Raw genomic sequence first — 24,666 nt, 5'->3', positions numbered from 1 at the left:
TTATGCTCGATCCGCTTTTTGACGTCATCGCAAAGCTCTGGCGGGGCTTCATCGCGCTGTTCAAGTTGCGGCTGCCCAAGCCCGAAGAAGGCGGCCCGGAGAAGATGCGCGGCATGCGGGCGACGGGCCGCATAGCGTGGCGCGGCGGGCTGCTGATCTTTGTCATCCTGTTTCTGATCTGGAACATCACTTTCTTTTGGCATGTCCTTTGGACCCGCGGTGACACGCTCGCCTACCCGCAGGATGTGCTGCGGCAGACCGCGATGGTGGACGCAGGCCAGACGACGAGCCCCGATGGCGGCGGCGACGCCAACCGTACCTGTGACCGGTCGCAGATCGTCGATATGCAGATTTATCTCCTCGACCTGATGGTAAACCGCAACGAATGGGTCCCATCGATGCCGCAATACAAGGTCGGCATTGCGGGCATCGTGGAATGGGAAGCGACCCCGTTCTTCGACAACAAGGCCGCGTTTCAGACTGGCGTTCTGATCGCTATGCGCCGGACGGCTGTGGAGCTTGTTGATGTGCTGGGCCGCGAGCGCGGCACGTCTGGCGCGGATGAGGACCTCGATACGGCGCGCGGGCGGCTCCAGTCCGACGAGCAGCTGTGGTGGTTTAACCCGTTCGATGATCGTCGGCCCTTTGGCCCTGTTCAGCCGGCTTCGCGCCTGTTTGCCGGAGCGATCCCGCTTTACGCGGATTACAATGACCGGCTCGAAGCCTGCGACGCGCTGTTCGACGCGCGGGCGGATAATTTGATCCAGTTCCTCGATCGGGTGGCGCGGGATATCGGCTCTTCGGTCGATCAGTTGTCGCGCCGTTCAACGGGCCGGCAGTATGACGCGTCGGTTGATGCGTTTGTGCCGGGCGAGGGGAATGATCGCGGCTGGTTCGACTTCCGCGCGGACAATTTGTTCATGGAAGCCAAGGGGCAGATGTTTGCCTATCACGGGCTGTTGCAGGCCGCCCGCGAGGACTTCTCCGACGTCGTCGCCCAGCGGAACCTCGACAGTGTCTGGGACCGGATGGAACAGCACATCGCCGAAGCCGCCGCCCTCAATCCTCTGATCGTCTCAAACGGCCGCGAAGACGGCGTGCTGATGCCCGATCATTTGAGCATCATGAGCGAGAATATCCTACGGGCGCGGACGAATATGAGCGAGATCAGGGATATTTTGCAGCGGTGAGCCCAATGCTGCTGTACGACGGGAGAGATTTTTTATGATGTACCGTGCTATTCAATTCAACTTGGAATTCGTTGAAGGTGAAGGCAACGTTTCACACATGCCCACGCATGGCGGGATTTACGCCGAGATCCACTGGCCAACCAGGTCTATTCGCATCGGCGAGACCGGGAACTCGATGCGCGGACGCAATCGCTCTCACATGCGGTGGGCGGACAAACATCGGATGGGGACCCACAATGCGCGTGAGACAGCGCGCCAAGGCGTAATCGTGGAGCTCGCCAAGCAATGGGGCTCAGAGGGGCTGGAGTACTTCGTCATCACGGACGATCCGATCATTCGAGAAGACCGAGAGATGCGGGTCCAGTGCGAAAAGTGGCTGCATGAATGGGCACGAGTGCAAACGGACTTTCAGAACGTAAACGCTCAACGGGGATACCGAACACGAAACTGAGCTTAGTCTCCGCTGCCTCGAGCGTTTCAGTGTAGCGGCTTCGCGCACGGCCCGAGGGCTGAAGCGTAGCGCCCGCCCATTGGGGCGGGACGGGCGCTATCCATCGCGATGCGATGAAAGAGTCGGTGTGTGGCAGCATCCTCGATTGTCATCACCGGCCTTGAGCCGGTGATCCATCTCGAAGAAGCGGTACATGCACGAGAGTGCAGATCGAGGGCGATAGGGATGGATGGCCGCCTCAAGGGCGGCCATGACAAGGTTAGTGAGACGCCTTTAACGCCAACCTCGCCCGGTGCAACAGCGGTTCGGTGTAGCCCGATGGCTGCTCGACCCCCTTGAACACCAAGTCACATGCCGCTTTGAAGGCGATGCCGTCATAACTTGGTGCCATGGGCGTGTAGGCCGCGTCGCTCGCGTTCTGGCCGTCGACGACCACCGCCATGCGCTTCATTACGTCCATCACCTCGTCCTCGGTGACGACGCCATGAGCCAGCCAATTGGCCATGTGCTGCGAGGAGATGCGCAAGGTGGCGCGGTCTTCCATCAGGCCAACATCGTTGATGTCCGGCACCTTGGAGCAGCCGACGCCCTGATCGACCCAGCGCACCACATAGCCCAGAATGCCCTGCGCGTTGTTTTCCAGCTCGGCCTTGATTGCGTCGGGCTGCCAATTGGGCCGGTCAGCGAGCGGGATGGTGAGGATATCATCGAGCGAGGCCATGCCGCGTGACCTAAGCTCCTCCTGACGGGCGAACACATCCACCTCGTGATAGTGCGTCGCGTGCAGCGTTGCGGCGGTGGGCGAGGGCACCCAGGCACAGTTTGCGCCAGACTTGGGATGGCCGATTTTCTGGTCGAGCATGGCGGCCATCAGGTCCGGCATAGCCCACATGCCCTTGCCGATCTGCGCTTTGCCGGGCAGGCCGCAGGCGAGGCCGACATCGACATTGCGATCCTCGTAAGCTGCGATCCAAGCCGACTGCTTCATGTCGCCCTTGCGGATCATCGGGCCGGCCTGCATCGAGGTGTGCATCTCGTCGCCCGTGCGGTCGAGGAAGCCGGTGTTAATGAAGACCACCCGCGATTTGGCGGCGCGGATGCACTCTTTGAGGTTCACCGTGGTGCGGCGCTCCTCATCCATGATGCCCATCTTGAGGGTGTTTGTGGGCAAGCCAAGATGGCCCTCGATGGCGCCGAACAGATCGTTGGCGAAGGCCACTTCGTCGGGACCGTGCATTTTGGGTTTGACGATGTACACCGAGCCTTCCGCCGAGTTGCGATAGCGATGGCTCGCATCCTTCTTGAGGTCGTGCATCGCGATCACAGAGGTGCATAGCCCGTCGAGAATGCCCTCGGGGATCTCATTGCCGTCGGCGTCCAGCACCGCCGGCGTTGTCATCAAGTGACCGACATTGCGGACAAGCATGAGCGACCGGGTCTTGACCATGAACGGCTCGCCGTTCGGGGCCTTGTACTCAAAGTCACCGTAGAGTTTGCGGGTGATGGTTTTTCCACCTTTGGCAACCTGCTCTTCGAGATCGCCTTTCATCAGCCCCAGCCAATTGCGGTAGGCCAGCGCCTTGTCCTCAGCGTCGACCGCAGCGACGGAATCTTCACAGTCCATGATGGTTGAGATGGCGGCTTCGAGATTGATCGCCGCGATCTGCGCCTTGTCGGTTTTGCCGATTGGGTTTTCGCCGTCGAAGATCAGCTCGAAATAAAGATTGTTGTTTTTGAACAGCAGCATGGACGGCGCCATCGGGTCGCCGTGATAGCCCTTAAACTTCGACGGATCTTTGAGCTCGGTGACCGTTCCGTCTTCGAGCGTTGGCACCAAACGATCGTGGGCGACAACATAGGTTGTGACGTCGGCATGACTGCCGATTTCAAGCGGAATGGCTTTATCGAGGAAGGTTCGCCCCCAGGCGATGACGCGTGCGCCACGTGTGGCGTCATAACCGCCAGCGGGTGGGCCATCGCCCATCGCATCGGTGCCGTAGAGCGCGTCGTAGAGCGAGCCCCACCGCGCATTCGCCGCGTTGAGAGCGTAGCGCGCGTTCATGATTGGAACGACGAGTTGCGGCCCTGCAATGGATGCTATCTCGGGGTCGACTTTCACAGTGTCGATCTGAAAGTCTGTGCCTTCAGGCACGAGATAACCAATGTCCTGCAGGAAGGTCCGATAGGTATCGGCATCCAGAGGCTGACCTGCACGTTCCTGATGCCAGTTATCGATACTTTCCTGCAGGTGGTCGCGCTTTTGAAGGAGGTTCTGATTTCGGGGGCCAAACTCGCCAACGAGCACGGCCAGAGCGCTCCAGAAACGATCCGGTGTGATCCCGGTACCTGGCAATGCATGCATCTCGATCAGTTCGCACAAAGCTTGGCCGATCCGCATGCCAGCTCTGGGTTGGTAGGCATTGGCCGTATCGCTCATCATAGTCTCTCGAGTTTCAATTCGTTTCGCTGGACCGTACCCGTGCAATCGCCGGGGTCAACATAGCGATCGAGCACATCACCTTTTCCCGAACGGCATGGTTGTATGCTTTTGTCTTGATTGTTGCTCATCAGATAGCGGGCTTTACCAATGCTTATCCTTGTTCGCATAGGGATAGGGGATGCATATGGATTGCTCGCTCCTCGATATGATGGTGGTGGACGATTCGGCCTACATGCGCCGTATCGTGGCTGCGATGCTGCGCGGCTTTGGCACGCGTCGGATCATCGAGGCGGAGGATGGCGCGGAGGCTCTTGAAAAGATCGAGATGCAGCCCCCCGATCTCATTATAACGGACTGGGTTATGCCGGTTCTCGATGGGGCTGAGTTGGTCCGCCTGATCCGCAACCCGGATTCAGTATGCGCTTATTCGCCAATCATCATGCTGTCAGGGCATTCCGAGCGCAGCCGAATTCTGACTGCGTCGAAGCTTGGCATCAATCATTTTCTCACGAAGCCGATCTCCGCAAGCCTGCTGTATGAGCGTATCGCGGACTGTGTGCTCAACCCGCGCAAATTTGTTCAGACTGATGATTACTTCGGCCCCGAGCCCAGGGAGTCGAGCGAGGCGATTGCCCGCGATCGTGTCGGCGTGCTGCTCGACGACAATGGTGCACCCGTAGAGTTGGCAAGCTGAGTTAGACCAGCTGGGGTTACGCTGCCGCCGACGTAGACTCGGTCGCGAAAGCAGGTTGACGCAGCGCGTGTAAGATCAGCACTGCTCCGTCACCGCAGCGCGTGGCTGTCAGCGCCCTGAACTCATTGTCCTTTAAGGAAAAGTTGCCGTTGAAGCGCGCTCGTCCCTCGTCTCGGTAGGCAGTCACTACCGTTGGGAAGAATGGCGCTGATAGCGGATCAGGCATGAGATCGGAAAGGTGAACATGCCGTGCCCCTTTCATCCCTAAAAGTTCCTGGGCCCGAAAGTTGGAGGCTGTGACCCGGGCGTCGACCACCTCTGCTGCACGGTTACGCACGAGCTCAATCACAAGAGTGGCCTCGTTGTTGGCTTCAAGCAAGGCATCGGCCATGCATTGTTCGTTCGAGCGTGCGCTTAGGACACCAACGATGTTGATCTGTTGCGCCTCATCGCGAACGGGAAGAAGCAGGCGTGTCCAGCTTCCAACGTTTGGGGCAAGCACAGCAGCATTTTCCGCCAGCATTGGCTGCCGATTTTGAACCACTTTGCCATAAGCTTCTCGAAAAAACGCGAAGGGCCTTCCATGGCCGGAGCTAAGCCGCTTCCCAAGCATCGAAAACCCGGCTGCCTCAATCACTTTGCTGCCGAACTCGTGATAGATAAAGTCTCCGTCTTCCAAGACTGCAACGCGTACGACCCACGGTTGAAGGCCCAAATAGTGTTCTGCGCCCACCACGCTCAAGGCGGGCAAGGTTGCGCCTTTTTTCGTGCACTCGGAGAGTTCCGCTTGGTAGAGATTATACAATGCCCGAAGGCGTGAATCGGGCAGATGGCGCGAAATATCGCTGGTGCGCATCTGGGCAAAGAAGGGCAAGGCAGCCTCACAACGTTCGTGTACAATTTAAAGTTGTGTAGCATGGCTGCGGTAAATGATCAGTTGATTGCAAAAAAAAGCGCCCGGAGGCGCTTTGGTGCAGTTTTAGGGAGGACTTAAGCGAAAGATTGCTACGTGCTGTCGATCGCTGCTCACCTGTAAAGTCTGTACTTCGCAGTTCAGCTTTACAGTCGGTGCAATACCGTTGGGGCACGCTCGTAAATCTAATGGGTAGTCGATGCCTACAAGGGTTTTCGCCTCGCCGCGGGCGAGGTTCCGGCGGTGCGGCTTGATGGGCGTCTAGAATGACTGATGCCGCCGTCAACTCAGCCGGGACGTGACTGCTAGGCGTCAATCGACCCCAAGCAGTGCTCCACTAAACGACGTTCAGGTCGTTTTCGCTGGCCTTGGGCATTTGCCGGCGGCGTTCAGCGCCCCGGTTACCAGCGGTATTGCGAGCCGCCGTGTTGGTTTTGTCATGGTTCGACGTATCGCTCAGCTCAGCAGCTTTTGCCGCCAAGGCCGTTCCTGCGCCCGCAATTTCGTCAAGGCCAACTGCCTGGGCACCCAACTTTCCAGACAGTGATGCCGAGGAAGATGGGCTCTTTTTGTCCGATGGTGAGTTGCGGGAGGTCAACTGGGACGCTTTTCGACGGCGTAAACGCTCGCGAGCCTCAACAAGAGAAGTGACCAGTGCGCTGTCGCCGCCGCTTTCTGCAGCTTTATCGATAAGGGCGTTGATCTGGCCAGAACCGTCGGTTTCCAACGCTGCCTTCGCAGTAATCGTGGCAGTCATGGCATCAATTGATGATCGCAGACCGTTGATATCGTTTTGGCCGGTTGGCCCGTCAATCGGGCGCGCCAATTGTGCGTCGCCGTCAACTGAACTCGCATCCGAAACCAGTCTCGGCTTGCGGATAGCCTCTTCAAGCTCTGCGATCTGAGCCTTAAACTGTCGACGCTCGATTGCAAACTCCTCACGAGCGGCGCGTAAAACCTCGTTATCATCGCGAGCGTCCAAAAGAAGGCGCGCCCTAGCCGCCGAAGCTTCGGCAGCTGTCTTCTCTGCGCGCAGCTGCCTGACGGACTCGCGCAATTGTTCAATCTGCTGTCTGGCAATGGCGGAGGCGCTGCCAGATTTGACTGCGGCTGACGCAGCTTCTTTGCTCAAGTCGGTGCCAAGCTGGCTAGCCAGCTCCGCCCGGAGACTTTCGGCTTCCTGTTCCGCGCGGCGGGCATCTTCGTCTCGCATGACCGCATCCTGGCGCGCTTCGGCGAGTTCGCGCCGAGCCACACCAAGATCGTTGTTGCGACGCACCAACGCATCCTCATGCTCGCGAAGGCGAGCACGTGTGTTGTCGAGTGTTTCTGCAAGGTTGACCAGCGCCGACTGTGTGTCATCGCGCTCTGCTTGCGCGAGGTTTGTTGAGGACGACATCTGGTCAGCCATAAGACGCGCTTGCGCGGAAATCTGCCGCTCACGTTCGAGCGCTCGCTCCAATTCGCGGATGCTGACCGCCGCTCGTGCCTGCGCACCGGCAATTCGGGCTTCAAATGATCTCAGCGTCTGGGGGCGATCCAATTCAATTCGGGCACGGGTCACGCGCACGGCGCGAATCCACACCATACGGGCGGCGACCAGCCCAAGCAGGCATGCCGCCAAAAACCCCAAAAAGAAGATAAATATATTAGCGACAGTCACTGAACTCAAACCTGCTGCTCACGCACCAGATATCAATCGCGCATCGACTTCGGTTGCGCAAGCGTTTGCCGCCTTAAGAATTCAGTAACACTTAACCCACAGCCAAAGAGGCGGTTTTTATGCAACAGGTTTTCTGGAGCAAACGACTGCGGGGCAAGTGTGTGTTGTCCCAGAAGGGGTCAGGAACGCCACGCCTTGGGCGCTCTGCGAAGCTCTTCGCTATCAGAACGGATTCCAGGTGGGCTGGCGAGTGAGCTTCAAGTAACCCACATTAATCCCCAGCCTTGCACCAATCCCGGCACGGATCGGTGCGATAACGACCTGTGCCGATTGGTTCGCGGAAACTCCGAGCCCACCGACGACGAAAGCCGACCCGCTTGCGCCCGGGAAACGCTGATACAGGGTATCGACCGACGGTAGGTTGTAGACAAGCATCATGGTGCGAGCGCCTTCGACGCCACCGTCGAACCCGATGGACGGGCCCTGCCAATAAACACGATGGGTGCCGGCGTTGCGTGTGTACAACGTGCCTTCGCCATAACGAAGTCCACCGATAAAGGCCGCGCCAGCCTCTTCGCCAAGAATGTATCCGTTTGGTTGCCCATAACGAGCGGTCAAAGTTTCAACCACCTCGGCCATTCCGCGTGCAACGTTGCCGAAGAAAACGTGGCCGGAAACGAGGATTTCTTGCGATGTGAAAGCGTCGTTGGAGTGGGGCGCCATCTGCGTTTGAGCAAGAGCCGGTCGCGCAAATGTCATTGCGGCGAATGAGACTGCTAACAGGCTCGCCAAGACAAAAAGCGTCCGTGCACTCCAGATCGACGCTTTCACTTCAACACGGGGCTTAACGTTCAACATGTTAGTCTCCTCGATGTTCGTGACCATTAACGGTCCGCTTAGCTCTGGGCTTTAAAACAGCCGCATAGAGCGGGAGCCTTCGCCGACCCAAACTGTCTGCTGCGTTGCAGAGTACCGGGAAGATGGTGAACGAATGGTTCCAGTTGGGCGATAAATGTTGCGTATGACGTCAAATAATGGGCAAGGCCGCGTAGCGCTGCGTTTGGGCAGCGTCATTTGGGTTGCAGCTTTATTCCTGGGCATTTCTCAGGCGGGCATTTTGCGCCCACAACCGGCTGCCGCCAACGAACAGATCCTCTCGCACCCCGCACACCAACTTGGCCTGTTGGGCTACGATGCAGTTGCTTTCTTCGCAGATGAGGGGGCGGTCCTGGGAAGTGCGGACCACGAACTGATCTATCGGGGGCTGGTTTGGCGCTTTGTCCATGAGGCCAACAAGCGGGCCTTCGCTGCCGACCCCGCGCGCTACCTGCCAGCCTATGGCGGTTTCGACGCCCGCAAGGCGGCCAGTGGAATTGCCGCCGCATCTGACCCGCGTGTCTACCTTGTCCTGGGGCAGCGGTTGTTTCTGTTTGCCTCACCGGCTTCGCGGTATGCGTTCCTTCTCAACGCCGAACGAACAATCGTCCAGGCTGATAACCGTTGGCCGGAATTGCTGAGAACGTTGGCGCCCTAAGGCGATTAAGTTGAGGAACGCGTGGGCTAATTGCGGCCACGCGTTTGATGTGTCTTCCGTCAGGCGTCGCAGTTGATAACATTGCGCACGATTCGAACGCAGCAGGAAGGCACCATCGATGGCATCGTACACCGAACCTGACCCGATGGAACTTGCGTCGCTTATTGTCTCCAAGACATGTCACGATATCATTTCTCCAGTAGGCGCATCCGCCAGTGCCATGGAGATGTGGGAATCGAGTTCCGATCAGTCCACGCGTGAAGTGGCGCAAACCCTTATGCAGCGTTCAAGTGCACAAGCGGTCAACAAGCTCAGCTTCGTTCGCATCGCCTACGGGGCTTACGGCGATGTTGGTGGCGACGTCGATCTCGGCGAAGCGCATGACGCCGCCAAGCCTTATATTTTGGACGATCGGACTACGCTCGATTGGCAACTTGAGCGAGCCATCGTTCCAAAGACGGTGACAAAACTTGTGTTGGGCCTACTGGCGCTGGCGAAAGATGCGGTCCCACGTGGCGGTGAACTGACAGTCTCGGGTCGTGAGCTTAAAGGCCAGGCACAAATCACTGTTCGAGCTGAGGCAAAGAAAGTGATTATACCGCAGGGCGCGGAAGATGCGCTGTCCTTGAGGTTCTCTGAGGGCATACATGCGCGCAATGTTCACCTGTATCACCTGGTGAAGATCGCTGAAGCAGTCGGCGTTCGGATTGTCCCGGACATGGACGATGTATCGGTCACGTTTCGCACCGAAGCTCGCTGAGCTTGCTCATCGAAGATATCAGCTTTCTCTAACGGAAAGTACCATCTACTCGGCCAATGGTTGCCCTAAACCCAAATGGTGCGTCGCCACGCACCTGTAATCGTTGTCTTTTTTAAATTACTAAGCCGACAGTGAAACTCTGGCGTTTCAACCAAAATTAACCGTTCCCAGTCACTACTACGTAGACGGAGTGCACCCGTGTGGGAGCACACGGACATTTCTAGAACCGCGACCTTCTGGGTTTGCGGCAAGATCATGGGTGCGTGGATGGACGATCTGCTGCTGGAATTTCTCACCGAGACCAACGAGAGCCTCGATGTGGTTGATGTCGAGCTGGTAAAGTTCGAGCAGGAGCCCAACAACGCTCAAATTCTCGATAACATTTTTCGACTGGTTCATACCATAAAGGGAACGTGCGGTTTCCTTGGTCTCCCTCGGCTTGAGAGTCTTGCCCACGCTGCTGAAACGCTGATGGGCAAGTACCGTGATGGCTCGCCCGTTACAAAAGAGGGGGTGAGCCTCATCCTGCTGTCGATCGATCGGCTCAAAGCCATCCTGGCAGACTTGGAGGCCTCCGGTTCTGAGCCCGCGGGTGACGATAGCGACTTGATCAGCGAATTGGAGCGCATGTCGGTCGCGAGCGACGACCCGGCACCTCAGGTTGAGGAAGCTGGGGAACCAGCTGCGGTTGAAATGGATGAAGAGCCCATCAACGTGCTTGAGCGCGAGCTTAAGCCTGGCGAGGTGCCGCTCGACGAGCTTGATCGCATCTTTGCGGAAACCCCTAGTGAGTTCGACGCTGAAGCTGCGGCCAAAAAGCAGATGGCTGATGCCCTCGCCGAGGTTCAATCAAACAACAATGAAAGCAAGGGTGAGCCCGCTGAGGTGAAACCCTCTAAGGCCAAGAGGTCGAAGAAGACCAAAGAGGCGGCAGCTTCCGCCAAAGAAACTGCGCCCCCTGCTGCCGCACCCGCGAAAGCAGCTACACCGCCCGCAAAGGCACCTGAGAAGCCGGCAGCTGAGAAGTCGCTCGCGTCTCAGTCGATCCGCGTCTCTGTAGACACGCTTGAGAACCTCATGACGATGGTCTCTGAGCTTGTGCTCACGCGTAACCAGCTGCTGGAGATCGTACGCCGACACGAGGACTCCGAGTTCAAGGTACCGTTGCAACGCCTGTCGAATGTGACCGCTGAGTTACAAGAAGGCGTGATGAAGACGCGCATGCAACCCATCGGCAATGCATGGCAAAAGCTGCCCCGGATTGTTCGTGACCTTGCGGGCGAACTGGGCAAACAGATTGAATTGGATATGGTTGGTGCCGAGACCGAGCTTGACCGTCAGGTCCTCGATCTCATCAAGGATCCCTTGACCCACATGGTCCGCAACTCAGCCGACCATGGTCTGGAAATGCCGGATGTCAGGGCGGCTGCCGGCAAGCCTGAGAAGGGAACAATCAAACTCTCTGCCTATCACGAAGGTGGGCACATCATCATTGAGATTGCCGATGATGGAAAAGGCCTGCCGACTGAAAAGCTAAAAAACAAGGCGATCGATAACGAGCTGTACACTGAGGCCGAGATCGAGCGCATGTCCGAAGCGCAGATCCACAAATTGATCTTTCATCCGGGACTATCGACCGCTGAGAAGGTGACAAACGTTTCGGGCCGAGGCGTGGGAATGGATGTCGTGCGCACAAACATCGAAGCGATCGGCGGGACGATCGACCTGAAGTCCAAAGAGGGCGCAGGTACGGTCGTGATGATCAAGATCCCGCTTACACTCGCGATCGTGTCCACGCTCATCGTTGAATCAGCGGGCGAACGGTTTGCAATCCCGCAACTAGCGGTCGTTGAACTGGTACGGGCGCAAAAGAATAGCGAGCACAAGATCGAGACGATCCGCAATACGCCGGTCCTCCGCTTGCGTAACAAGCTTCTTCCGCTCTCGCCGCTCGCCAGCTTGCTGGGAACGCGCGTGGGAGAGGCAGCGGAGGTCGGCGAGGAAGGCTTCATCGTCGTGATGCAGGTCGGAAACCAAACGTTCGGACTTGTTGTCGATGCGGTCTTCCACACCGAGGAAATCGTCGTCAAACCGATGTCGTCTATGCTTCGGCATCTAACGATGTTCTCTGGAAACACCATTCTGGGTGATGGCTCTGTCATCATGATCCTCGATCCCAACGGTATCGCGAACGCAATCGGGTCTGCGATCGACGAAGAGGTCGCGGATCAGGCGGAGGCTGAAGAGGTGGTTTCGAAAGGTGACGGCGAGGTCCCTGTATCCCTCCTCGTTTTCCGTGCCGGAGGTCAGGAACCGAAGGCCGTGATGCTATCTCTTGTGACCCGGCTTGAAGAGATTCAGGTCGAGGCCATTGAGCATGCAAACGGTCGTGACCTCGTGCAGTACCGTGGGCAGTTGATGCCGCTGGTCAAGGCTGAGACCACCATGTCGCTGCAAGAGCAGGGTACGCAACCCATGCTGGTGTTTGCCGACGAGCATCGCTCAATGGGGCTCATCGTGGATGAGATCGTGGACATCGTTGAAGAGGTCCTTGAGATAGAAGTCACATCCGAAAAGCCGGGTCTGTTGGGGTCAGCCGTGATCAAGGGCAAAGCCACAGAAGTGATCGATGTTGGTTACTTCATGCCGCTCGCGTTCGATGATTGGTTCTCGATGAGCGAAGCCGGTCCAAAAACCGATAGTTTCGACGTGCTGCTCGTGGATGACTCATCGTTCTTCCGCAATATGCTCGCACCGGTGCTGCGTGCTGCCGGATACACCGTCACAACGTGCCACGATGCCCACCAAGCGCTTGAGACGCTTGAAGACGGCCGCCGCTTCGATGCGATTGTATCAGATATCGAGATGCCCGGTCTTTCTGGATACGAGTTCACCGAAATCGTGCGTCGTGATGAACGGTACGCTCGGACACCCATCATCGCGATGTCAGCACATGCGTCCCCCTCCGCAGTTGAGCGAGGTCGCGAAGCCGGCTTCTCCGACTATGTCGCGAAGTTTGACCGCACCGGTTTGATCGCTGCGCTGAAGGAACAAACCATAGAAACGGAGTTGGCCGCATGACCGCTTTGCGCGACCCCCAAGCCGACACAAGTCGCATTGCCTCTGGATTAGACGTCCTGTCCGCGGACGTAACGCAGTATGTGACTGTCACAATTGCTGACCAGCTTTTTGGTCTGCCGATCGCCAAGGTGCATGATGTGTTCATGCCGGAGACGATGACGCCGGTTCCTATGTCCCGCAATGAAATCGCCGGTGTGTTGAACCTACGAGGCAGGATCGTAACGGCCGTGGATATGCGGTGCATGCTTGGTTTGCCCAAACGCGAGGATGATGATGGGCTGCGTATGGCAGTCGGCATCGACTACAAGGGCGAAAGCTACGGTTTGATCATCGATCGCGTGGGTGAGGTGTTGAACCTTCCCATCGCAGAGCGCGAACCGAACCCCGTCAATCTCGATCCACGTTGGTCAAACCTATCTGCCGGTGTTCATCGTTTGGAAGGAACCCTCATGGTAATTTTGGATGTTGATAAACTGCTTCAATCCATGACCGAAGCGACTGCCGCATAGCTCGGCTTTGCTTCCGCCAAGACGTTCGAGAGGGAACAGGCGATATGAAGACTTGTCTGGTCGTTGACGACTCAAGTGTGATCCGCAAGGTCGCAAGGCGCATCCTCGAAGACATGGAGTTCTCCGTCGAAGAGGCCGCAGATGGGCAGGAAGCGCTTGATAGATGTCGTATGTCGATGCCGGACTCCATCTTTCTGGATTGGAATATGCCGGTGATGGACGGCCTTGAGTTCCTGCGGGCTCTTCGCGCGGAAGAGGGCGGCAACGAACCCAAGGTGGTTTTCTGCACGACCGAGAATGACGTTGCGCACATCGCAAAGGCCATGCGTGCTGGCGCAAACGAATACATCATGAAGCCCTTTGATCGCGAGATTGTCGAAGCAAAATTTGCTGAAGTTGGCCTCGCGTAGGCGAGCCAGGTTCGGCCCGGCCTGCATTCGCTGCAACGCGTTTGCCGAGTTGCTCATGATCGACGGTTCCAGTCGCTCGGGATTTAAGGACATCGATAAACCATGGCCATGACCTCGCCAAAGAGCTCGGCGCAGCCCGTCGCCAACACAGACCCCGTCCGTGTGATGGTTGTAGATGATGCCGTTGTAGCTCGTGGCCTGATGACGCGCTGGCTGGACGCGGATCCTGAACTAGCCGTTGTCGAAACAAGCCGGACCGGCAAACTCGCCGTTGACGCAGTCGAACGTGTCGCCCCGGACGTCATTGTTCTCGATATCGAAATGCCCGATATGGACGGGCTGACGGCTTTGCCGCTGCTGCTCCAAAAGCGGCCAGGCGTGCAAATCGTTATGGCCTCAACGCTGACGCGCAGGAACGCAGAGATTTCGTTGAAAGCTCTGAGCTTGGGCGCTGCGGACTATCTTCCAAAGCCTGAAAGCAACTCTGGCGTCTCCACCTCTTCTGAATTCCGCACCGATCTCATCGCAAAAGTCAAAGCGCTTGGGGTGAGGGGGAAACGGACCGCTCGCCGAGCCTCGATGGCAAATGCTCCTGGCGTTCGGACGGCGCGGCCAGCTGTGCCCGCTGGACCTGCTACCAATACGCTTGGCCCGATGCGCCGATGGTCACCGGCAGCCCCCCGTGTCGTTGTGATCGGCTCGTCAACAGGTGGGCCTCAAGCACTCAGCAAGGTCGTGACAGCTCTTGGAGTGATTGACGTTCGCGTACCCATACTGATCACACAGCACATGCCAGCGACGTTCACTGCGATACTTGCTGAGAATCTTTCGAAAGCCTCCGGAATTCCCGCGGCGGAAGGACGCGACGGTGAGCCGGTCAAACCTGGCCAAATCTACGTGGCGCCGGGCGGCAAGCATATGATTGTCGAACCGGACGGTTTAGGGGTACGGATCGTGCTTACCGATGGTCCACCCGTGAACTTTTGCAAGCCCGCCGTTGACCCGCTGTTTGAATCTGTGGCGCGCAACTATGGACCTGCCGTGCTCGCTGCCGTTCTGACAGGCATGGGCAATGACGGAGGCAAAGGCGCTTTGGCCATTGCAAACGCAGGTGGCTCTGTGATCGCTCAGGATGAAAAGACCTCCGTTGTCTGGGGTATGCCTCAGGCAGTGGTTGAGGAGAAAGCCTGTTCAGCTGTTCTTCCTATCGACGACGTGGCCGCAACAATCGCACGTATCTTGAAAGGTGGGCGCCCATGATCGCAGCCGATTACGATTTTCTGCGCACATTCCTGAAGGAACGGTCGGGACTTGTTCTGTCGAACGACAAACAATACCTGATCGAAAGCCGTCTTCTGCCGATTGCCAAAGAGTTTTCCTTAGACGGGATTGGCGAGCTTGTGGCGAAGCTCCGGTCTCCGCTGGGCCGTTCCATCGGCGAGAAAGTGGTCGACGCAATGACCACCAATGAGAGTTTCTTCTTTCGCGACAAAACACCATTCGATCATTTTGAGAAGCACATGCTTCCTTCGCTGATGGATGCGCGAAAGAGCGAACGAAAGATCCGTATATGGTGTGCGGCGGCGTCCACTGGACAGGAACCCTATTCCCTTGGAATGATCCTAAAGGAGCTGGGCCTCAAGGTTTCGGCGTTCCGGTTTGAGATCATTGGTACGGATATTTCACGCGAGGTTCTGGACCGGGCAAGAAAGGGCACCTACAGCCAGTTTGAGGTACAGCGCGGGCTGCCCATCCAGCTCCTTCTCAATCATTTCACGCAAAATGGTGAGCAGTGGGAAATCTCAAGCGCAATCCGGCAGATGGTCCAGCTGCGTCAGCTCAACCTGCTTGATAGCTTCGTCGCATTGGGCAAGTTCGATATCGTCTTTATTCGAAACGTTCTGATTTACTTCGATCAGGAAACCAAGATTGATATCCTGCAAAGGATAGCAAAGCAGATGGCACCAGATGGATTTATGGTCCTGGGCGCCGCTGAGACCGTTGTTGGGCTGACAGATGCCTTCCAATCGGTCCCAGGCGCACGCGGCCTATATCAGCCAAACCCTGATTTTGTGGCTGGCGGTCGTTCAACTCTTGTACGGTCTGGCGCGCGCACCGATCCTCTATCTCGCAAGATTGCCTGAGTTCCGGCCTACGTGGGATTGGGAAACCTCAGCGGGCGATCCTGACCAAACGTTTTCAGAACAAAAAAACGCCGCCCAGTTTGTGGGCGGCGTTGTTTGTTTATCTGTAGGGTTGGGCGATCCGTCAGGCGCTCTGCTTGACCGTTGATTCATCAGGATCACGCAGCACGTATCCCCGGCCCCATACCGTCTCAATGTAGTTTGAACCACCAGTGGCCGCAGCGAGCTTTTTGCGCAGCTTGCAGATGAAGACGTCAATGATCTTCAACTCCGGCTCATCCATTCCACCATACAGATGGTTCAGGAACATTTCTTTGGTCAGCGTGGTGCCTTTGCGCAAAGATAAAAGCTCGAGCATCTGGTACTCTTTACCGGTGAGGTGAACGCGCTGTCCGTCCACCTCCACAGTTTTGGTATCGAGATTGACCGTCACATCGCCGGTCGTGATCACCGATTGAGCGTGTCCCTTCGACCGCCGGACGATCGCATGGATGCGCGCAACCAGCTCATCCTTGTGGAACGGCTTGGTTAGGTAATCATCTGCACCAAAACCAAGCCCGCGCACCTTATCTTCAATGCCCGCAAGCCCTGAAAGGATCAGGATCGGTGTCTTGACCTTCGCCAAGCGCAGTGTCCGCAAGACTTCGTAACCTGACATGTCCGGCAGGTTTAGATCGAGCAGGATAATGTCGTAATCATAGAGTTTACCGAGATCCACGCCCTCTTCGCCGAGGTCAGTGGTGTAAACATTGAACGCTTCTGATTTGAGCATCAATTCGATGCTCTCAGCGGTTGCGATGTCGTCCTCGATCAGCAAAACGCGCATGCCAATCCCCTTTGCCCTATTCTGGGTTCGCGTGCTCAAACAACTCGAGCATCTACTGGGCATAGTTCTGCCCTCACACAAACGGTAACTCGCAGGTGTAAGCGAAAGGTTAAGACACCCTTTCTCACCTGAAAAAACGCAAGACTTTGGAAAGCATACGGGCTGATTCGCCCCGAATGCGTTAACGATTACCAGACGGCGAATCACCGCTGCAAGGGGTTTCGGTGGAAATAGAGTTCAACCTTTGGAACCGTGTCAGGTAGGGCCACACAATGCATGATCTGAGTGATCAGATTGCCGATCTGCTTGAACGTGATGTGTTCGGTCGCGTGACGGGGCTGCAAGGTTTGTTGGTCGAGATTGCCGGGCCCTTACACCTGCTTGCAATTGGCTCTCGGCTCTCGGTTGAAGTCTCTTCGTCACGTAAGGTGATGGTCGAGATTGTCGGCTTCCGCAATGATCGAGCGGTCTGCCTGCCTTTCGACGCTGTGGAAGGCATACGGCTTGGGTGTCGGGCACTTCTGGTGTCGACCCATGCAACGGCAAAGCCGTGTCGCCACTGGCTCGGTCGTGTCGTCGATGGTCTGGGTCGACCCATTGATGGTGCCGGTCCGCTGCCTAGCGGCCAGCAAGCTTTCGACCTTCGGGCGTCCCCTCCACCTCCTGCCTCCCGTCGTCGGGTAGGCTCTCCGCTTGATCTTGGGGTCCGTGCGCTGAATACTTTTGTCACGTGTTGCGAAGGTCAACGATTGGGGATTTTCGCAGGGTCTGGCGTCGGAAAATCTGTCCTGATGTCGATGCTGGCAAAAAACACGTCGGCCGATGTCGCTGTGATTGGCTTGATCGGCGAACGTGGCCGTGAGCTGAAAGAATTCCTTGAAGATGATCTCGGCCCCGATGGCCTTAAACGGGCGGTGGTCGTTGTCGCGACATCAGACGAAAGCGCACTGATGCGCAGGCAAGCGGCTTACATGGCGACGACTGTGTCTGAGTATTTTCGCGCCCAAGGATCAAACGTACTTCTGATGATGGATTCGGTCACCCGTTTTGCCATGGCACAAAGAGAAATCGGGTTGGCCGGCGGCGAGCCGCCGACAACCAAAGGTTACACGCCCACGGTGTTTACCGAGCTTCCTCGACTGCTGGAGCGCGCAGGTCCTGGGGTGGAAGGAGAAGGGACAACAACGGGGTTGTTCACGGTTCTCGTTGAGGGTGACGATCATAATGAGCCGGTGGCTGACGCTGTCCGTTCAATTCTTGATGGTCACATTGTCATGGAGCGCGCGATTGCAGAGCGCGGCCGCTACCCCGCCATCAACATTTTGAAGTCGGTTTCGCGGACAATGCCGGCCTGTGTTCCCGAGCATGCGCGAAAAAATGTGCTGCGTGCTCGCGGTTTGTTAAGCTCTTTCGGCGATATGGAGGAAATGATCCGCCTTGGTGCGTACCGTCAAGGGTCGGACAGCGATGTTGACGAGGCCATCCGGCTGAACCCTGAGCTCGAAGCCTTCTTGAGCCAGGGCAAGGGGGAAGCAACGTCGCTTGAGGAAGGTTATGGTCTGCTTGCTGACATCCTTGGAGGTGAGCAGGACGCGTGATTAGGAGTATTGAGTAATGAAATCGCGTGAGTCTCTGATCCGCCTGAAGCGCTATCAGGTTGATGAAAAGCGCCGCCAGCTGGCTCAGATCGAGGCAATGATGGCGGACTTCGAACGCATGGCTGCCGAACTCGATCGTGAAGTTGCCATAGAGCAAGAGAAGTCCGGCATCACTGATGTAGGGCACTATGCCTACCCGACCTACGCTAAGGCGGCGGCACAACGCCGCGACAACCTGCGCGACTCTGCGGAAAACCTGCGCGGGCAGCTTGAGGCGGCGCAGGATCAGTTGGCGGAAGCGGTTGAAGATCTCAAGAAGGTTGAGCTGCTTGAAGAGCGTGATCAGGAAGCGCATCGGACGGCTGTTGCCACTCGAGAGCAGTCCGAGATTGAGGAACTTAGCCAGGTGCGCCGAACGCGAACCGGCATGATCGGTTGATTAATTGGGCTGCGCACCGATGCAGCCCTTTTACGAAGCCTCAGTTGAGGTTTGACGGCTCAAAGCGCGTCTGACAAAACCCGTGCCTGACTTTTGCCCGGGGTTTGAATGTTCGCCGAATTGAATTGGTCCGAGCCAGGGATGCACGAGCTGCTCGTGATCCTGTTCAATCTCGGTAATCTTCTTGCGGTCATCGCGTTTGCCGTTAGAGGCCCCATCATGCTGAGGGCCCTGGCTGTGGTCGGTACTGGCCTTCAGGCGGTGTTTTACGCCTACATCGATAATGATCCGATCTGGTTTGGTCTTTTTTGGAAGACCTTGATGGCTCTTGTTGCCGCCGCCTTTATGTTGCTGTTGATACGCGAGCGCATGGGGCGGCAATTTGCTGCAGAAGTCAGGCCATTTGTGAATGCGCTCGATATTCTGACGCCTGGCCAGATGCAAAAGCTCATAAAGGTCGGTGAGGTCCGCCGCGCTTCGGCGGAACAGCGGATACTTGTACAAGGGGAAATGCCTAGCGAACTGTATTACATGCTTGCTGGGGAGGCCTTCGTCGTTAAAGACGGTCGGCAGATTGAATTATCCGCCGAAGCGTTTCTTGGCGAGATCGCATTCATATCGGAGAACCCCGCGACGGCAGACGTAGTCATGCGTCCCGGCGCCGTTTATTTGGCTTGGTCGGTCTCGCGGCTGAGGCAGCTCCTGGAGAAAGAGCCACAAATCGATATCGCTGTTCGTGGTTTGATGAATCACGATCTAGCCCGGAAGATCGCTCGCCAGCCGCTTACCACGTTGCCCACGAGCTCCGATAAAACGCGTCTATCCGCTTAGGACGTCTTGCCATTCTTTGTGACGGGCGATCTGGGCTTTTGCAAAGGGGCACAAGGGCATGATCTTTGTACCGGAGGCTCGCGCGTCTTCCACGGCGCGCTTTACCAGCGCGACGCCAACGCCCATACCGCGCAGTTCGTCCGGAACGCCCGTATGGTCGATGATAATCAGGCTCTCGCTTGCGCGACTATATGTCAGCTCAGCTGGCGGTTTGCCAACAACACTTGCTGTGTAAGCGCCTTTTGACCCTTCTTCTGAATGGGTTATTGCAATCTCTGGCGTTGATTTTTCCATCACGTGCTCGCTTCAGGATCTGAGAAATCCGCTAACGGTATATGGGGCGCAGCCGTCCGAGGCAAAAGGCCTGTCAGCCGCGGGTCGGTCGCGACTTCGATGCGTTGCTTAAACGGTCGGAAGCCCTGACGCCGGTAGAAGGCTAGGGCATAGGGACTATCGAACGTACACGTGTGTAGCCAGATGCGCTTAATGCCAGAATGCCAGGCGGCGGCAAGGCCATGCTCCATAAACGGGCCGCCTAGCCCCTTGCCCATCACATTGCTGCGAAGGCCAAAGTACGTCACCTCCAACGTATCGTCGCCTTGCTGCTGTGCTTCAAACAATCCAACGGGGTCGGCAAAACTGTCGATGAGGTAGCGCAACGTGGTGTTCTGGTCGGTGAGAATGGATTGCATATCCTCATCCGTCTCCAGCAGCCGTCCAAACCACAGCCAAGGCTCGCCAATGTCGCTGAAGAGCGCTTTGAAGGCATCGAGGTCGACCGGTTCAGGTTGAACGAGCCTAAAACCGGAAGGTAGTCGATAGGCGCCGGGATTTGGAGCTGTGTCCCGTTGTAAGCTGGTTTCGACAGTTGCGTGAAGGCCTATTGGAACCTCGGCGAAACCATCTTCATCGATTTCAAGGTGCCATGGGATGTCTGGTTGGTCGATCATTAGCTGATCTGTCCGAAGGTCTTGAGTTTTGCGCGCGGATGGATTTCAGCCTGGCTGAGGATCGCAGTCTGCGGCCGGAACCGTTCAATGATTGCACGGATATGGCGCCGGATACCGGGTGAGGTCAGCATCACGGGTACCTCACCTTGCTCGGCTGCATGATTATACGCCGAGTTGACCGAGGTAATGAACTCTTGAAGCTTCGATGGTGCCATTGCGAGATGCTTCTCCTCATCGTCGCTGCCCACAAGCGCGTCAGAGAAAGACTGCTCCCATTGGGGGGAAAGTGGAAGGAGTGGGACATATCCTGCAGGCGATTGGTGTTGGGCGCAGATTTGAAGCGCCAGCCGGGTCCGCACGTGCTCGACAATAGCTTGGGGTGTGCGGGCGAAGCCTGTCGCCTCGGCTATGCCCTCGAGGATTGTTGCCAAATCTCTGATGGAAATTCGCTCGGCGAGCAGCGTTTGCAGAACGCGCTGGATGCCTGAAACCGAAATCTGACCGGGGACCAGGTCATCGACCAGTTTCTGCTGGGCGGCTGGAAGCTCGTTCAGGAGGTTTTGCGTGTCCGCATAGGACAGCAGATCCGCTGTTGATGACTTGATGACTTCGGTGAGATGTGTCGAGATCACGGTCGCTGGATCGACAACCGTATAGCCCTTGATCTCTGCCTGATCGCGAAGTTTCTTTTCAATCCACGTCGCCGGAAGGCCGAAAGTCGGTTCGGTTGTGGTGCGGCCGGGAAGTTCAACCTCACCACCGGTTGGGTTCATTGTCATGAACTGCCCAACGAAGACTTCGCCAGTTGCGGACTCCACTTCCTTGACCTTGATCGAATAGGTGTTGGCATCGAGCTGCATGTTATCGAGCAGCCGCACCGACGGCATAACGAATCCGAGTTCGGCGGCGAGGGCGCGTCGGAGAGCCTTGATCTGTTCTGTGAGACGGTCCGAACCTTCGCCGTCCTCGATGAGCGTCAACAGTCCGTACCCAAGCTCAATGCGCAAATCATCAATCCGCAGCGCCGATGAGATCGGCTCTTCTGCAGGCGGCGCATTTTTCGCTGCCTCTTCGATCACCTCCTGTGCCCGGGCTTCGGTCTCGGCTTGCTTCAGTTTTTGCGTTGATCGCAAGGCAAGGTAGCCTGCGCCCGCCGCTAGCCCCAGAAAGGGCAGGGGTGGTATACCGGGCAGGAGCGCGAGGACGACCATCACGAATGACGACATGCCAAGGGCCTTGGGATACCCCGATAGCTGATCAACCAACGCCTTGTCAGCTGCGCCGCTAACGCCGGCCTTTGAAACAAGTAGGCCCGCGGCGGTCGACACGATCAGAGCTGGAATCTGGCTAACCAGCCCGTCGCCGACGGTCAGCAAGGTGTAGGCTCGGCTGGCGTCGCCGAACGACAGATCCATCTGCGCGACACCGATTACGATGCCGCCAATGATGTTGATGAAGGTGATGAGCAGGCCGGCGATCGCGTCACCGCGGACAAACTTCGACGCACCGTCCATTGCGCCGAAGAAGGAGCTTTCATCCTCGAGTTCCTTGCGGCGTCGACGCGCTTCGCCTTCGTCAATTAATCCTGCCGACAGGTCGGCATCAATCGCCATCTGTTTTCCGGGCATCGCGTCGAGGGTGAAGCGCGCGGCGACTTCCGCGATGCGTCCCGAGCCCTTTGTGATCACGACGAAGTTCACAATGACCAAAATGGCAAACACGATCAGACCGATCACGAAGTTGCCACCCATAACGAACGATCCAAACGCCTCAATCACATCGCCGGCGGCGTCAGGACCTGTATGGCCCTCAGAGAGAATGAGGCGGGTAGATGCGAGGTTGAGCGCAAGACGGATCATGGTCGCGATCAGCAAAACCGTCGGGAAAGCGGAAAACTCCAGAGGTTTGTGGATGAACAGCGCCGTCATCAACACGAGTACCGAAAAGATGATCGACACAGCCAGAAAGATGTCCAGCATGAACGGCGGCATCGGCATGATGAGAACCACGAGGATCGTCATCACGCCGAAGGCAAGCGCAAGATCGCCGCGCAGCAGCGCGTCCTTCAGCTGTTGAGCACTAGGCAATGCGAAGGGGAGCGCTGTGCGTCCCGGTGGCGCTGAAGGTGGAGTGGCGCTGGTATCGGCCATAAATGCTGCTCGTTGTGCGCCCTCAAGGAGCTGGGCACGGTCGGCATTTTTTGCCGCCTTTAGGGTAAACAGCCGGTTAACTGAAGCGGGGAGCTTATCAGTTTGAGTGCGCAGAACGGCGCTCTTTTGTGACGTTGATCACAGGCGAAACCGAGGATCGGTGGTATCATTACCCGATCGAAAATTACGGAGAAAAGGCATGTCCGTCACACTCGACATCCAACAGCCACAACCGTTCGATCTGGTCGGCTCAAAAATCCTTATCGCCGGGAACGCGGCTGCCTTCGAAGGGACGCTTTCAATCAGAGTTTCCGATGGCCACGATGAATTCAGTAGCTTTACCCAAGTTGGCGCATTGGGGCTGCGACAATTTCAAGGATCAATTGATATACCCGAAACCAACAGCTTTCAGCTGACCCGCCTCTTCCTGACCTTGGCAGATGATACCGCGACGGCGGACGGACCTTCGGTGGTGATCCCAATTCTGTTTGGGCCGAAGATTCTGCCCGGCTATGATGGATGGCAACCCTACACGGTGCAGAGCGGCGACACACTTACAAGCATTGCCCAGAACCAGTATGGAAGTGGTAACTTCCAGCCGATCTTTCAGGCTAATCAGGACGTCATATCAGACCCCAACGTCATTTTCCCGGGTCAGATCTTGCGCATCCCAAGGGCGGACCTAGCCTAATGTCAGCCGGCGATTTGGGTGCGTGCCTGGCCCGGCTGGGGAACATCTAAGCCTTGCGCTGTGTACTCATTAAGCTTGTTTCGCAACGTTCGGATGGAAATCCCAAGGATGTTGGCCGCATGGGTGCGGTTGCCGAGGCAATGGTCGAGTGTATCGAGGATCAAATCCTGTTCCACTTCTGCAACGGTCCTTCCCACCAGAGCGCGGGTCACCGCCTCTGCAGTCATCGCAGCCTTTTGAACAGCAGCAGATGATGCTGCCGGTTGCCGCACGACGAAATCGGCACCATCGGGTGCGATAAGCGCCTCGGCACCGATTTCCGATCCAGAAGCCAACAGGACCGCCCTGTGAATGGTGTTTTCCAGCTCGCGAACGTTCCCCGGCCACTGTACCGCCATAAGTTGGGCTTCAGCGGTTTCAGATAGCGGCCGCAGAGGAAAGCCGTTGGCTTTGGCGTATTTGCGGGCGAAATGATCTGCCAGTTTGAGAATGTCAGCCGGTCGTTCGCGCAGCGCCGGTAGAGCGAGGTTGACGACGTTTAAACGGAACAGAAGGTCCTCCCGAAAAGTCCCTTTCTTGACTTCTTCCGTCAGCGAACGGTTGGACGTTGCGATGATCCGAAGATCGACGGGTACGGGTTTGTTGCCACCCACCCGGTCGATCACGCGTTCCTGCAGAGCCCGCAAGAGCTTGGCCTGTAGGCGTACGTCCATCTCGGAGATTTCATCGAGCAAGAGAGTGCCACCCGACGCCTCCTCGAATTTGCCAATTCGTCTGGCCAAGGCACCCGTGAAGGCTCCTTTCTCATGTCCAAATAGCTCAGATTCCAAAAGATTCTCTGGTATCGCTGCGCAGTTGACCGACACGAACGGCATTCCCGATCGGCTTGATTTTGCGTGAACATGGCGCGCCATTACTTCTTTGCCGGTCCCTGACTCGCCGGTTATCATGATGGAGGCGTCCGACGGGGCAATTTGCTCAGCAAGCTTCACCACGCGCGCCATCGCAGGATCGTGGAATATCAGGTCCAGTTCCTCTGCGGTAACGGCTGCGAGTACGGCAGCAATCAACGCGGGATCTGGCGGTAGCGGTATGTATTCCCGTGCGCCAGCCTTGATTGCGCGCACAGCCGCGTCGGCGTCGTTTTTGACGCCGCAGGCGACGACCGGGGCGGAGATATGCTCTCGCTCCATTGCGCGAATAAGGTCACGAATGTTTTCGGCAACATCGACCATCAGCAGGTCCACACCTTGCCCGCCTCGCAAAACGTCCAGTGCTGCCGCCTGATCATCCGCATGCATCACCTTCGCGCCGCGTTCCATCGCCATGCGCGTCGCCGATGCCATCTGTCCACCGAGGTTCCCAAAGATAAGTAGCCGCATTGCTGTCGTC

General features: G+C 57.1%; 23 protein-coding genes. 14 read left to right on the top strand and 9 right to left on the bottom strand.

What is annotated here, in order from left to right; translation table 11 throughout:
• The first annotated feature begins 2 nt into the window (after nucleotides 1-2).
• Together AAF739_05155 and AAF739_05150 are read left to right on the top strand one after the other, a co-directional pair.
• A complete protein-coding gene (locus AAF739_05155; protein MEM6382042.1) occupies nucleotides 3-1,190 on the top strand; it encodes a DUF2333 family protein in 1,188 nt (395 codons plus the stop codon).
• 34 nt (nucleotides 1,191-1,224) lie between these two features.
• Nucleotides 1,225-1,641 carry a hypothetical protein gene (locus tag AAF739_05150; GenBank protein ID MEM6382041.1) on the top strand — a complete coding sequence of 139 codons (417 nt, stop codon included), beginning with the start codon at nucleotides 1,225-1,227 and terminating at the stop codon, nucleotides 1,639-1,641.
• A 259-nt stretch (nucleotides 1,642-1,900) separates the two neighbouring features.
• Here AAF739_05150 and AAF739_05145 read toward each other — a convergent pair whose 3' ends face one another.
• A complete protein-coding gene (locus AAF739_05145; protein ID MEM6382040.1) occupies nucleotides 1,901-4,078 on the bottom strand; it encodes a malate synthase G in 2,178 nt (725 codons plus the stop codon).
• 187 nt (nucleotides 4,079-4,265) lie between these two features.
• Between AAF739_05145 and AAF739_05140 the strand changes: the two genes are divergently transcribed.
• Nucleotides 4,266-4,775: a response regulator gene (locus AAF739_05140; protein MEM6382039.1), complete on the top strand. Its 510-nt coding sequence runs from the start codon at nucleotides 4,266-4,268 to the stop codon at nucleotides 4,773-4,775.
• A 16-nt stretch (nucleotides 4,776-4,791) separates the two neighbouring features.
• On the opposite strand, the gene AAF739_05135 is transcribed toward AAF739_05140, so the two are convergent.
• The 3 genes from AAF739_05135 to AAF739_05125 form a co-directional block, all read right to left on the bottom strand.
• Nucleotides 4,792-5,649 carry a hypothetical protein gene (locus AAF739_05135; protein MEM6382038.1) on the bottom strand — a complete coding sequence of 286 codons (858 nt, stop codon included), beginning with the start codon at nucleotides 5,647-5,649 and terminating at the stop codon, nucleotides 4,792-4,794.
• Between the two features lie 376 nt (nucleotides 5,650-6,025).
• Nucleotides 6,026-7,351 carry a hypothetical protein gene (locus AAF739_05130; protein MEM6382037.1) on the bottom strand — a complete coding sequence of 442 codons (1,326 nt, stop codon included), beginning with the start codon at nucleotides 7,349-7,351 and terminating at the stop codon, nucleotides 6,026-6,028.
• Nucleotides 7,352-7,573: 222 nt separating this feature from the next.
• Nucleotides 7,574-8,209 carry a DUF1134 domain-containing protein gene (locus tag AAF739_05125; GenBank protein MEM6382036.1) on the bottom strand — a complete coding sequence of 212 codons (636 nt, stop codon included), beginning with the start codon at nucleotides 8,207-8,209 and terminating at the stop codon, nucleotides 7,574-7,576.
• 163 nt (nucleotides 8,210-8,372) lie between these two features.
• Here AAF739_05125 and AAF739_05120 point away from each other — a divergent pair, with 163 nt between their 5' ends.
• The 7 genes from AAF739_05120 to AAF739_05090 all read left to right on the top strand — a co-directional run bounded on the left by AAF739_05120 (nucleotide 8,373) and on the right by AAF739_05090 (nucleotide 15,789).
• A complete protein-coding gene (locus AAF739_05120) occupies nucleotides 8,373-8,885 on the top strand; it encodes a YHS domain-containing (seleno)protein (GenBank protein ID MEM6382035.1) in 513 nt (170 codons plus the stop codon).
• A gap of 118 nt (nucleotides 8,886-9,003) precedes the next feature.
• On the top strand, nucleotides 9,004-9,645 hold the full coding sequence (locus tag AAF739_05115) for a histidine phosphotransferase family protein (protein MEM6382034.1): 642 nt from the start codon (nucleotides 9,004-9,006) through the stop codon (nucleotides 9,643-9,645).
• A gap of 267 nt (nucleotides 9,646-9,912) precedes the next feature.
• Nucleotides 9,913-12,726 carry a hybrid sensor histidine kinase/response regulator gene (locus AAF739_05110; GenBank protein ID MEM6382033.1) on the top strand — a complete coding sequence of 938 codons (2,814 nt, stop codon included), beginning with the start codon at nucleotides 9,913-9,915 and terminating at the stop codon, nucleotides 12,724-12,726.
• 5 nt (nucleotides 12,727-12,731) lie between these two features.
• Complete coding sequence (locus AAF739_05105; GenBank protein ID MEM6382032.1) at nucleotides 12,732-13,235, top strand: chemotaxis protein CheW; 504 nt, start codon at nucleotides 12,732-12,734, stop codon at nucleotides 13,233-13,235.
• Between the two features lie 44 nt (nucleotides 13,236-13,279).
• A complete protein-coding gene (locus tag AAF739_05100) occupies nucleotides 13,280-13,645 on the top strand; it encodes a response regulator (GenBank protein ID MEM6382031.1) in 366 nt (121 codons plus the stop codon).
• 108 nt (nucleotides 13,646-13,753) lie between these two features.
• Nucleotides 13,754-14,905, top strand: a complete 1,152-nt coding sequence (locus AAF739_05095) for a chemotaxis response regulator protein-glutamate methylesterase (GenBank protein ID MEM6382030.1) — start codon at nucleotides 13,754-13,756, stop codon at nucleotides 14,903-14,905.
• Nucleotides 14,902-15,789, top strand: a complete 888-nt coding sequence (locus tag AAF739_05090) for a protein-glutamate O-methyltransferase CheR (protein MEM6382029.1) — start codon at nucleotides 14,902-14,904, stop codon at nucleotides 15,787-15,789. Before AAF739_05095 ends, AAF739_05090 begins: the two co-directional genes overlap by 4 nt.
• A gap of 124 nt (nucleotides 15,790-15,913) precedes the next feature.
• Here AAF739_05090 and AAF739_05085 read toward each other — a convergent pair whose 3' ends face one another.
• Nucleotides 15,914-16,615 (bottom strand): response regulator transcription factor, encoded by a 702-nt coding sequence (locus AAF739_05085; protein MEM6382028.1) that lies wholly within the window; start codon nucleotides 16,613-16,615, stop codon nucleotides 15,914-15,916.
• 272 nt (nucleotides 16,616-16,887) lie between these two features.
• Here AAF739_05085 and fliI point away from each other — a divergent pair, with 272 nt between their 5' ends.
• The 3 genes from fliI to AAF739_05070 all read left to right on the top strand — a co-directional run bounded on the left by fliI (nucleotide 16,888) and on the right by AAF739_05070 (nucleotide 19,483).
• Complete coding sequence (fliI, locus tag AAF739_05080; GenBank protein MEM6382027.1) at nucleotides 16,888-18,213, top strand: flagellar protein export ATPase FliI; 1,326 nt, start codon at nucleotides 16,888-16,890, stop codon at nucleotides 18,211-18,213.
• A 16-nt stretch (nucleotides 18,214-18,229) separates the two neighbouring features.
• A complete protein-coding gene (fliJ, locus tag AAF739_05075; protein ID MEM6382026.1) occupies nucleotides 18,230-18,652 on the top strand; it encodes a flagellar export protein FliJ in 423 nt (140 codons plus the stop codon).
• 141 nt (nucleotides 18,653-18,793) lie between these two features.
• The gene (locus tag AAF739_05070) at nucleotides 18,794-19,483 is read left to right on the top strand and encodes a cyclic nucleotide-binding domain-containing protein (protein MEM6382025.1); all 690 of its coding nucleotides are present in this window, start codon (nucleotides 18,794-18,796) and stop codon (nucleotides 19,481-19,483) included.
• On the opposite strand, the gene AAF739_05065 is transcribed toward AAF739_05070, so the two are convergent.
• From AAF739_05065 to flhA, 3 genes are read right to left on the bottom strand one after another with little or no spacing between them, the layout of a single operon-like run.
• Nucleotides 19,472-19,777 carry a GNAT family N-acetyltransferase gene (locus AAF739_05065; GenBank protein MEM6382024.1) on the bottom strand — a complete coding sequence of 102 codons (306 nt, stop codon included), beginning with the start codon at nucleotides 19,775-19,777 and terminating at the stop codon, nucleotides 19,472-19,474. The genes AAF739_05070 and AAF739_05065 overlap by 12 nt on opposite strands.
• Entirely contained in the window at nucleotides 19,777-20,433 is a 657-nt protein-coding gene (locus tag AAF739_05060; GenBank protein ID MEM6382023.1) for a GNAT family N-acetyltransferase, read from the bottom strand. The genes AAF739_05065 and AAF739_05060 overlap by 1 nt, the downstream gene beginning before the upstream one ends.
• Complete coding sequence (gene flhA / locus AAF739_05055) at nucleotides 20,433-22,583, bottom strand: flagellar biosynthesis protein FlhA (GenBank protein MEM6382022.1); 2,151 nt, start codon at nucleotides 22,581-22,583, stop codon at nucleotides 20,433-20,435. The genes AAF739_05060 and flhA overlap by 1 nt, the downstream gene beginning before the upstream one ends.
• A 199-nt stretch (nucleotides 22,584-22,782) precedes the next feature.
• On the opposite strand from flhA, the gene AAF739_05050 reads away from it, so the two are divergent.
• Nucleotides 22,783-23,274, top strand: coding sequence for a LysM peptidoglycan-binding domain-containing protein (locus AAF739_05050; GenBank protein MEM6382021.1), 492 nt, complete (start codon nucleotides 22,783-22,785; stop codon nucleotides 23,272-23,274).
• Nucleotides 23,275-23,276: 2 nt separating this feature from the next.
• On the opposite strand, the gene AAF739_05045 is transcribed toward AAF739_05050, so the two are convergent.
• Nucleotides 23,277-24,656 carry a sigma-54 dependent transcriptional regulator gene (locus tag AAF739_05045; GenBank protein MEM6382020.1) on the bottom strand — a complete coding sequence of 460 codons (1,380 nt, stop codon included), beginning with the start codon at nucleotides 24,654-24,656 and terminating at the stop codon, nucleotides 23,277-23,279.
• Nucleotides 24,657-24,666 lie beyond the last annotated feature (10 nt).

It is taken from the genome of Pseudomonadota bacterium, from assembly GCA_039024915.1.
Classification (GTDB): domain Bacteria; phylum Pseudomonadota; class Alphaproteobacteria; order Rhizobiales; family MH13; genus MH13.
The sequence above is the reverse complement of the archived record's forward strand: the minus strand, read 5'-3'. Positions and strand labels throughout refer to the sequence as shown.

Bases quoted from the DNA above. Each gene is read 5' to 3' on its own strand.
- AAF739_05155 (MEM6382042.1), top strand. From the start codon at position 3: ATGCTCGATCCGCTTTTTGACGTCATCGCAAAGCTCTGGCGGGGCTTC.
- AAF739_05150 (MEM6382041.1), top strand. From the start codon at position 1,225: ATGATGTACCGTGCTATTCAATTCAACTTGGAATTCGTTGAAGGTGAA.
- AAF739_05145 (MEM6382040.1), bottom strand. From the start codon at position 4,078: ATGAGCGATACGGCCAATGCCTACCAACCCAGAGCTGGCATGCGGATC.
- AAF739_05140 (MEM6382039.1), top strand. From the start codon at position 4,266: ATGGATTGCTCGCTCCTCGATATGATGGTGGTGGACGATTCGGCCTAC.
- AAF739_05125 (MEM6382036.1), bottom strand. From the start codon at position 8,209: ATGTTGAACGTTAAGCCCCGTGTTGAAGTGAAAGCGTCGATCTGGAGT.
- AAF739_05120 (MEM6382035.1), top strand. From the start codon at position 8,373: ATGACGTCAAATAATGGGCAAGGCCGCGTAGCGCTGCGTTTGGGCAGC.
- AAF739_05115 (MEM6382034.1), top strand. From the start codon at position 9,004: ATGGCATCGTACACCGAACCTGACCCGATGGAACTTGCGTCGCTTATT.
- AAF739_05110 (MEM6382033.1), top strand. From the start codon at position 9,913: ATGGACGATCTGCTGCTGGAATTTCTCACCGAGACCAACGAGAGCCTC.
- AAF739_05100 (MEM6382031.1), top strand. From the start codon at position 13,280: ATGAAGACTTGTCTGGTCGTTGACGACTCAAGTGTGATCCGCAAGGTC.
- AAF739_05095 (MEM6382030.1), top strand. From the start codon at position 13,754: ATGACCTCGCCAAAGAGCTCGGCGCAGCCCGTCGCCAACACAGACCCC.
- AAF739_05090 (MEM6382029.1), top strand. From the start codon at position 14,902: ATGATCGCAGCCGATTACGATTTTCTGCGCACATTCCTGAAGGAACGG.
- AAF739_05085 (MEM6382028.1), bottom strand. From the start codon at position 16,615: ATGCGCGTTTTGCTGATCGAGGACGACATCGCAACCGCTGAGAGCATC.
- fliI (MEM6382027.1), top strand. From the start codon at position 16,888: ATGCATGATCTGAGTGATCAGATTGCCGATCTGCTTGAACGTGATGTG.
- fliJ (MEM6382026.1), top strand. From the start codon at position 18,230: ATGAAATCGCGTGAGTCTCTGATCCGCCTGAAGCGCTATCAGGTTGAT.
- AAF739_05070 (MEM6382025.1), top strand. From the start codon at position 18,794: ATGCACGAGCTGCTCGTGATCCTGTTCAATCTCGGTAATCTTCTTGCG.
- AAF739_05065 (MEM6382024.1), bottom strand. From the start codon at position 19,777: ATGGAAAAATCAACGCCAGAGATTGCAATAACCCATTCAGAAGAAGGG.
- AAF739_05060 (MEM6382023.1), bottom strand. From the start codon at position 20,433: ATGATCGACCAACCAGACATCCCATGGCACCTTGAAATCGATGAAGAT.
- flhA (MEM6382022.1), bottom strand. From the start codon at position 22,583: ATGGCCGATACCAGCGCCACTCCACCTTCAGCGCCACCGGGACGCACA.
- AAF739_05050 (MEM6382021.1), top strand. From the start codon at position 22,783: ATGTCCGTCACACTCGACATCCAACAGCCACAACCGTTCGATCTGGTC.
- AAF739_05045 (MEM6382020.1), bottom strand. From the start codon at position 24,656: ATGCGGCTACTTATCTTTGGGAACCTCGGTGGACAGATGGCATCGGCG.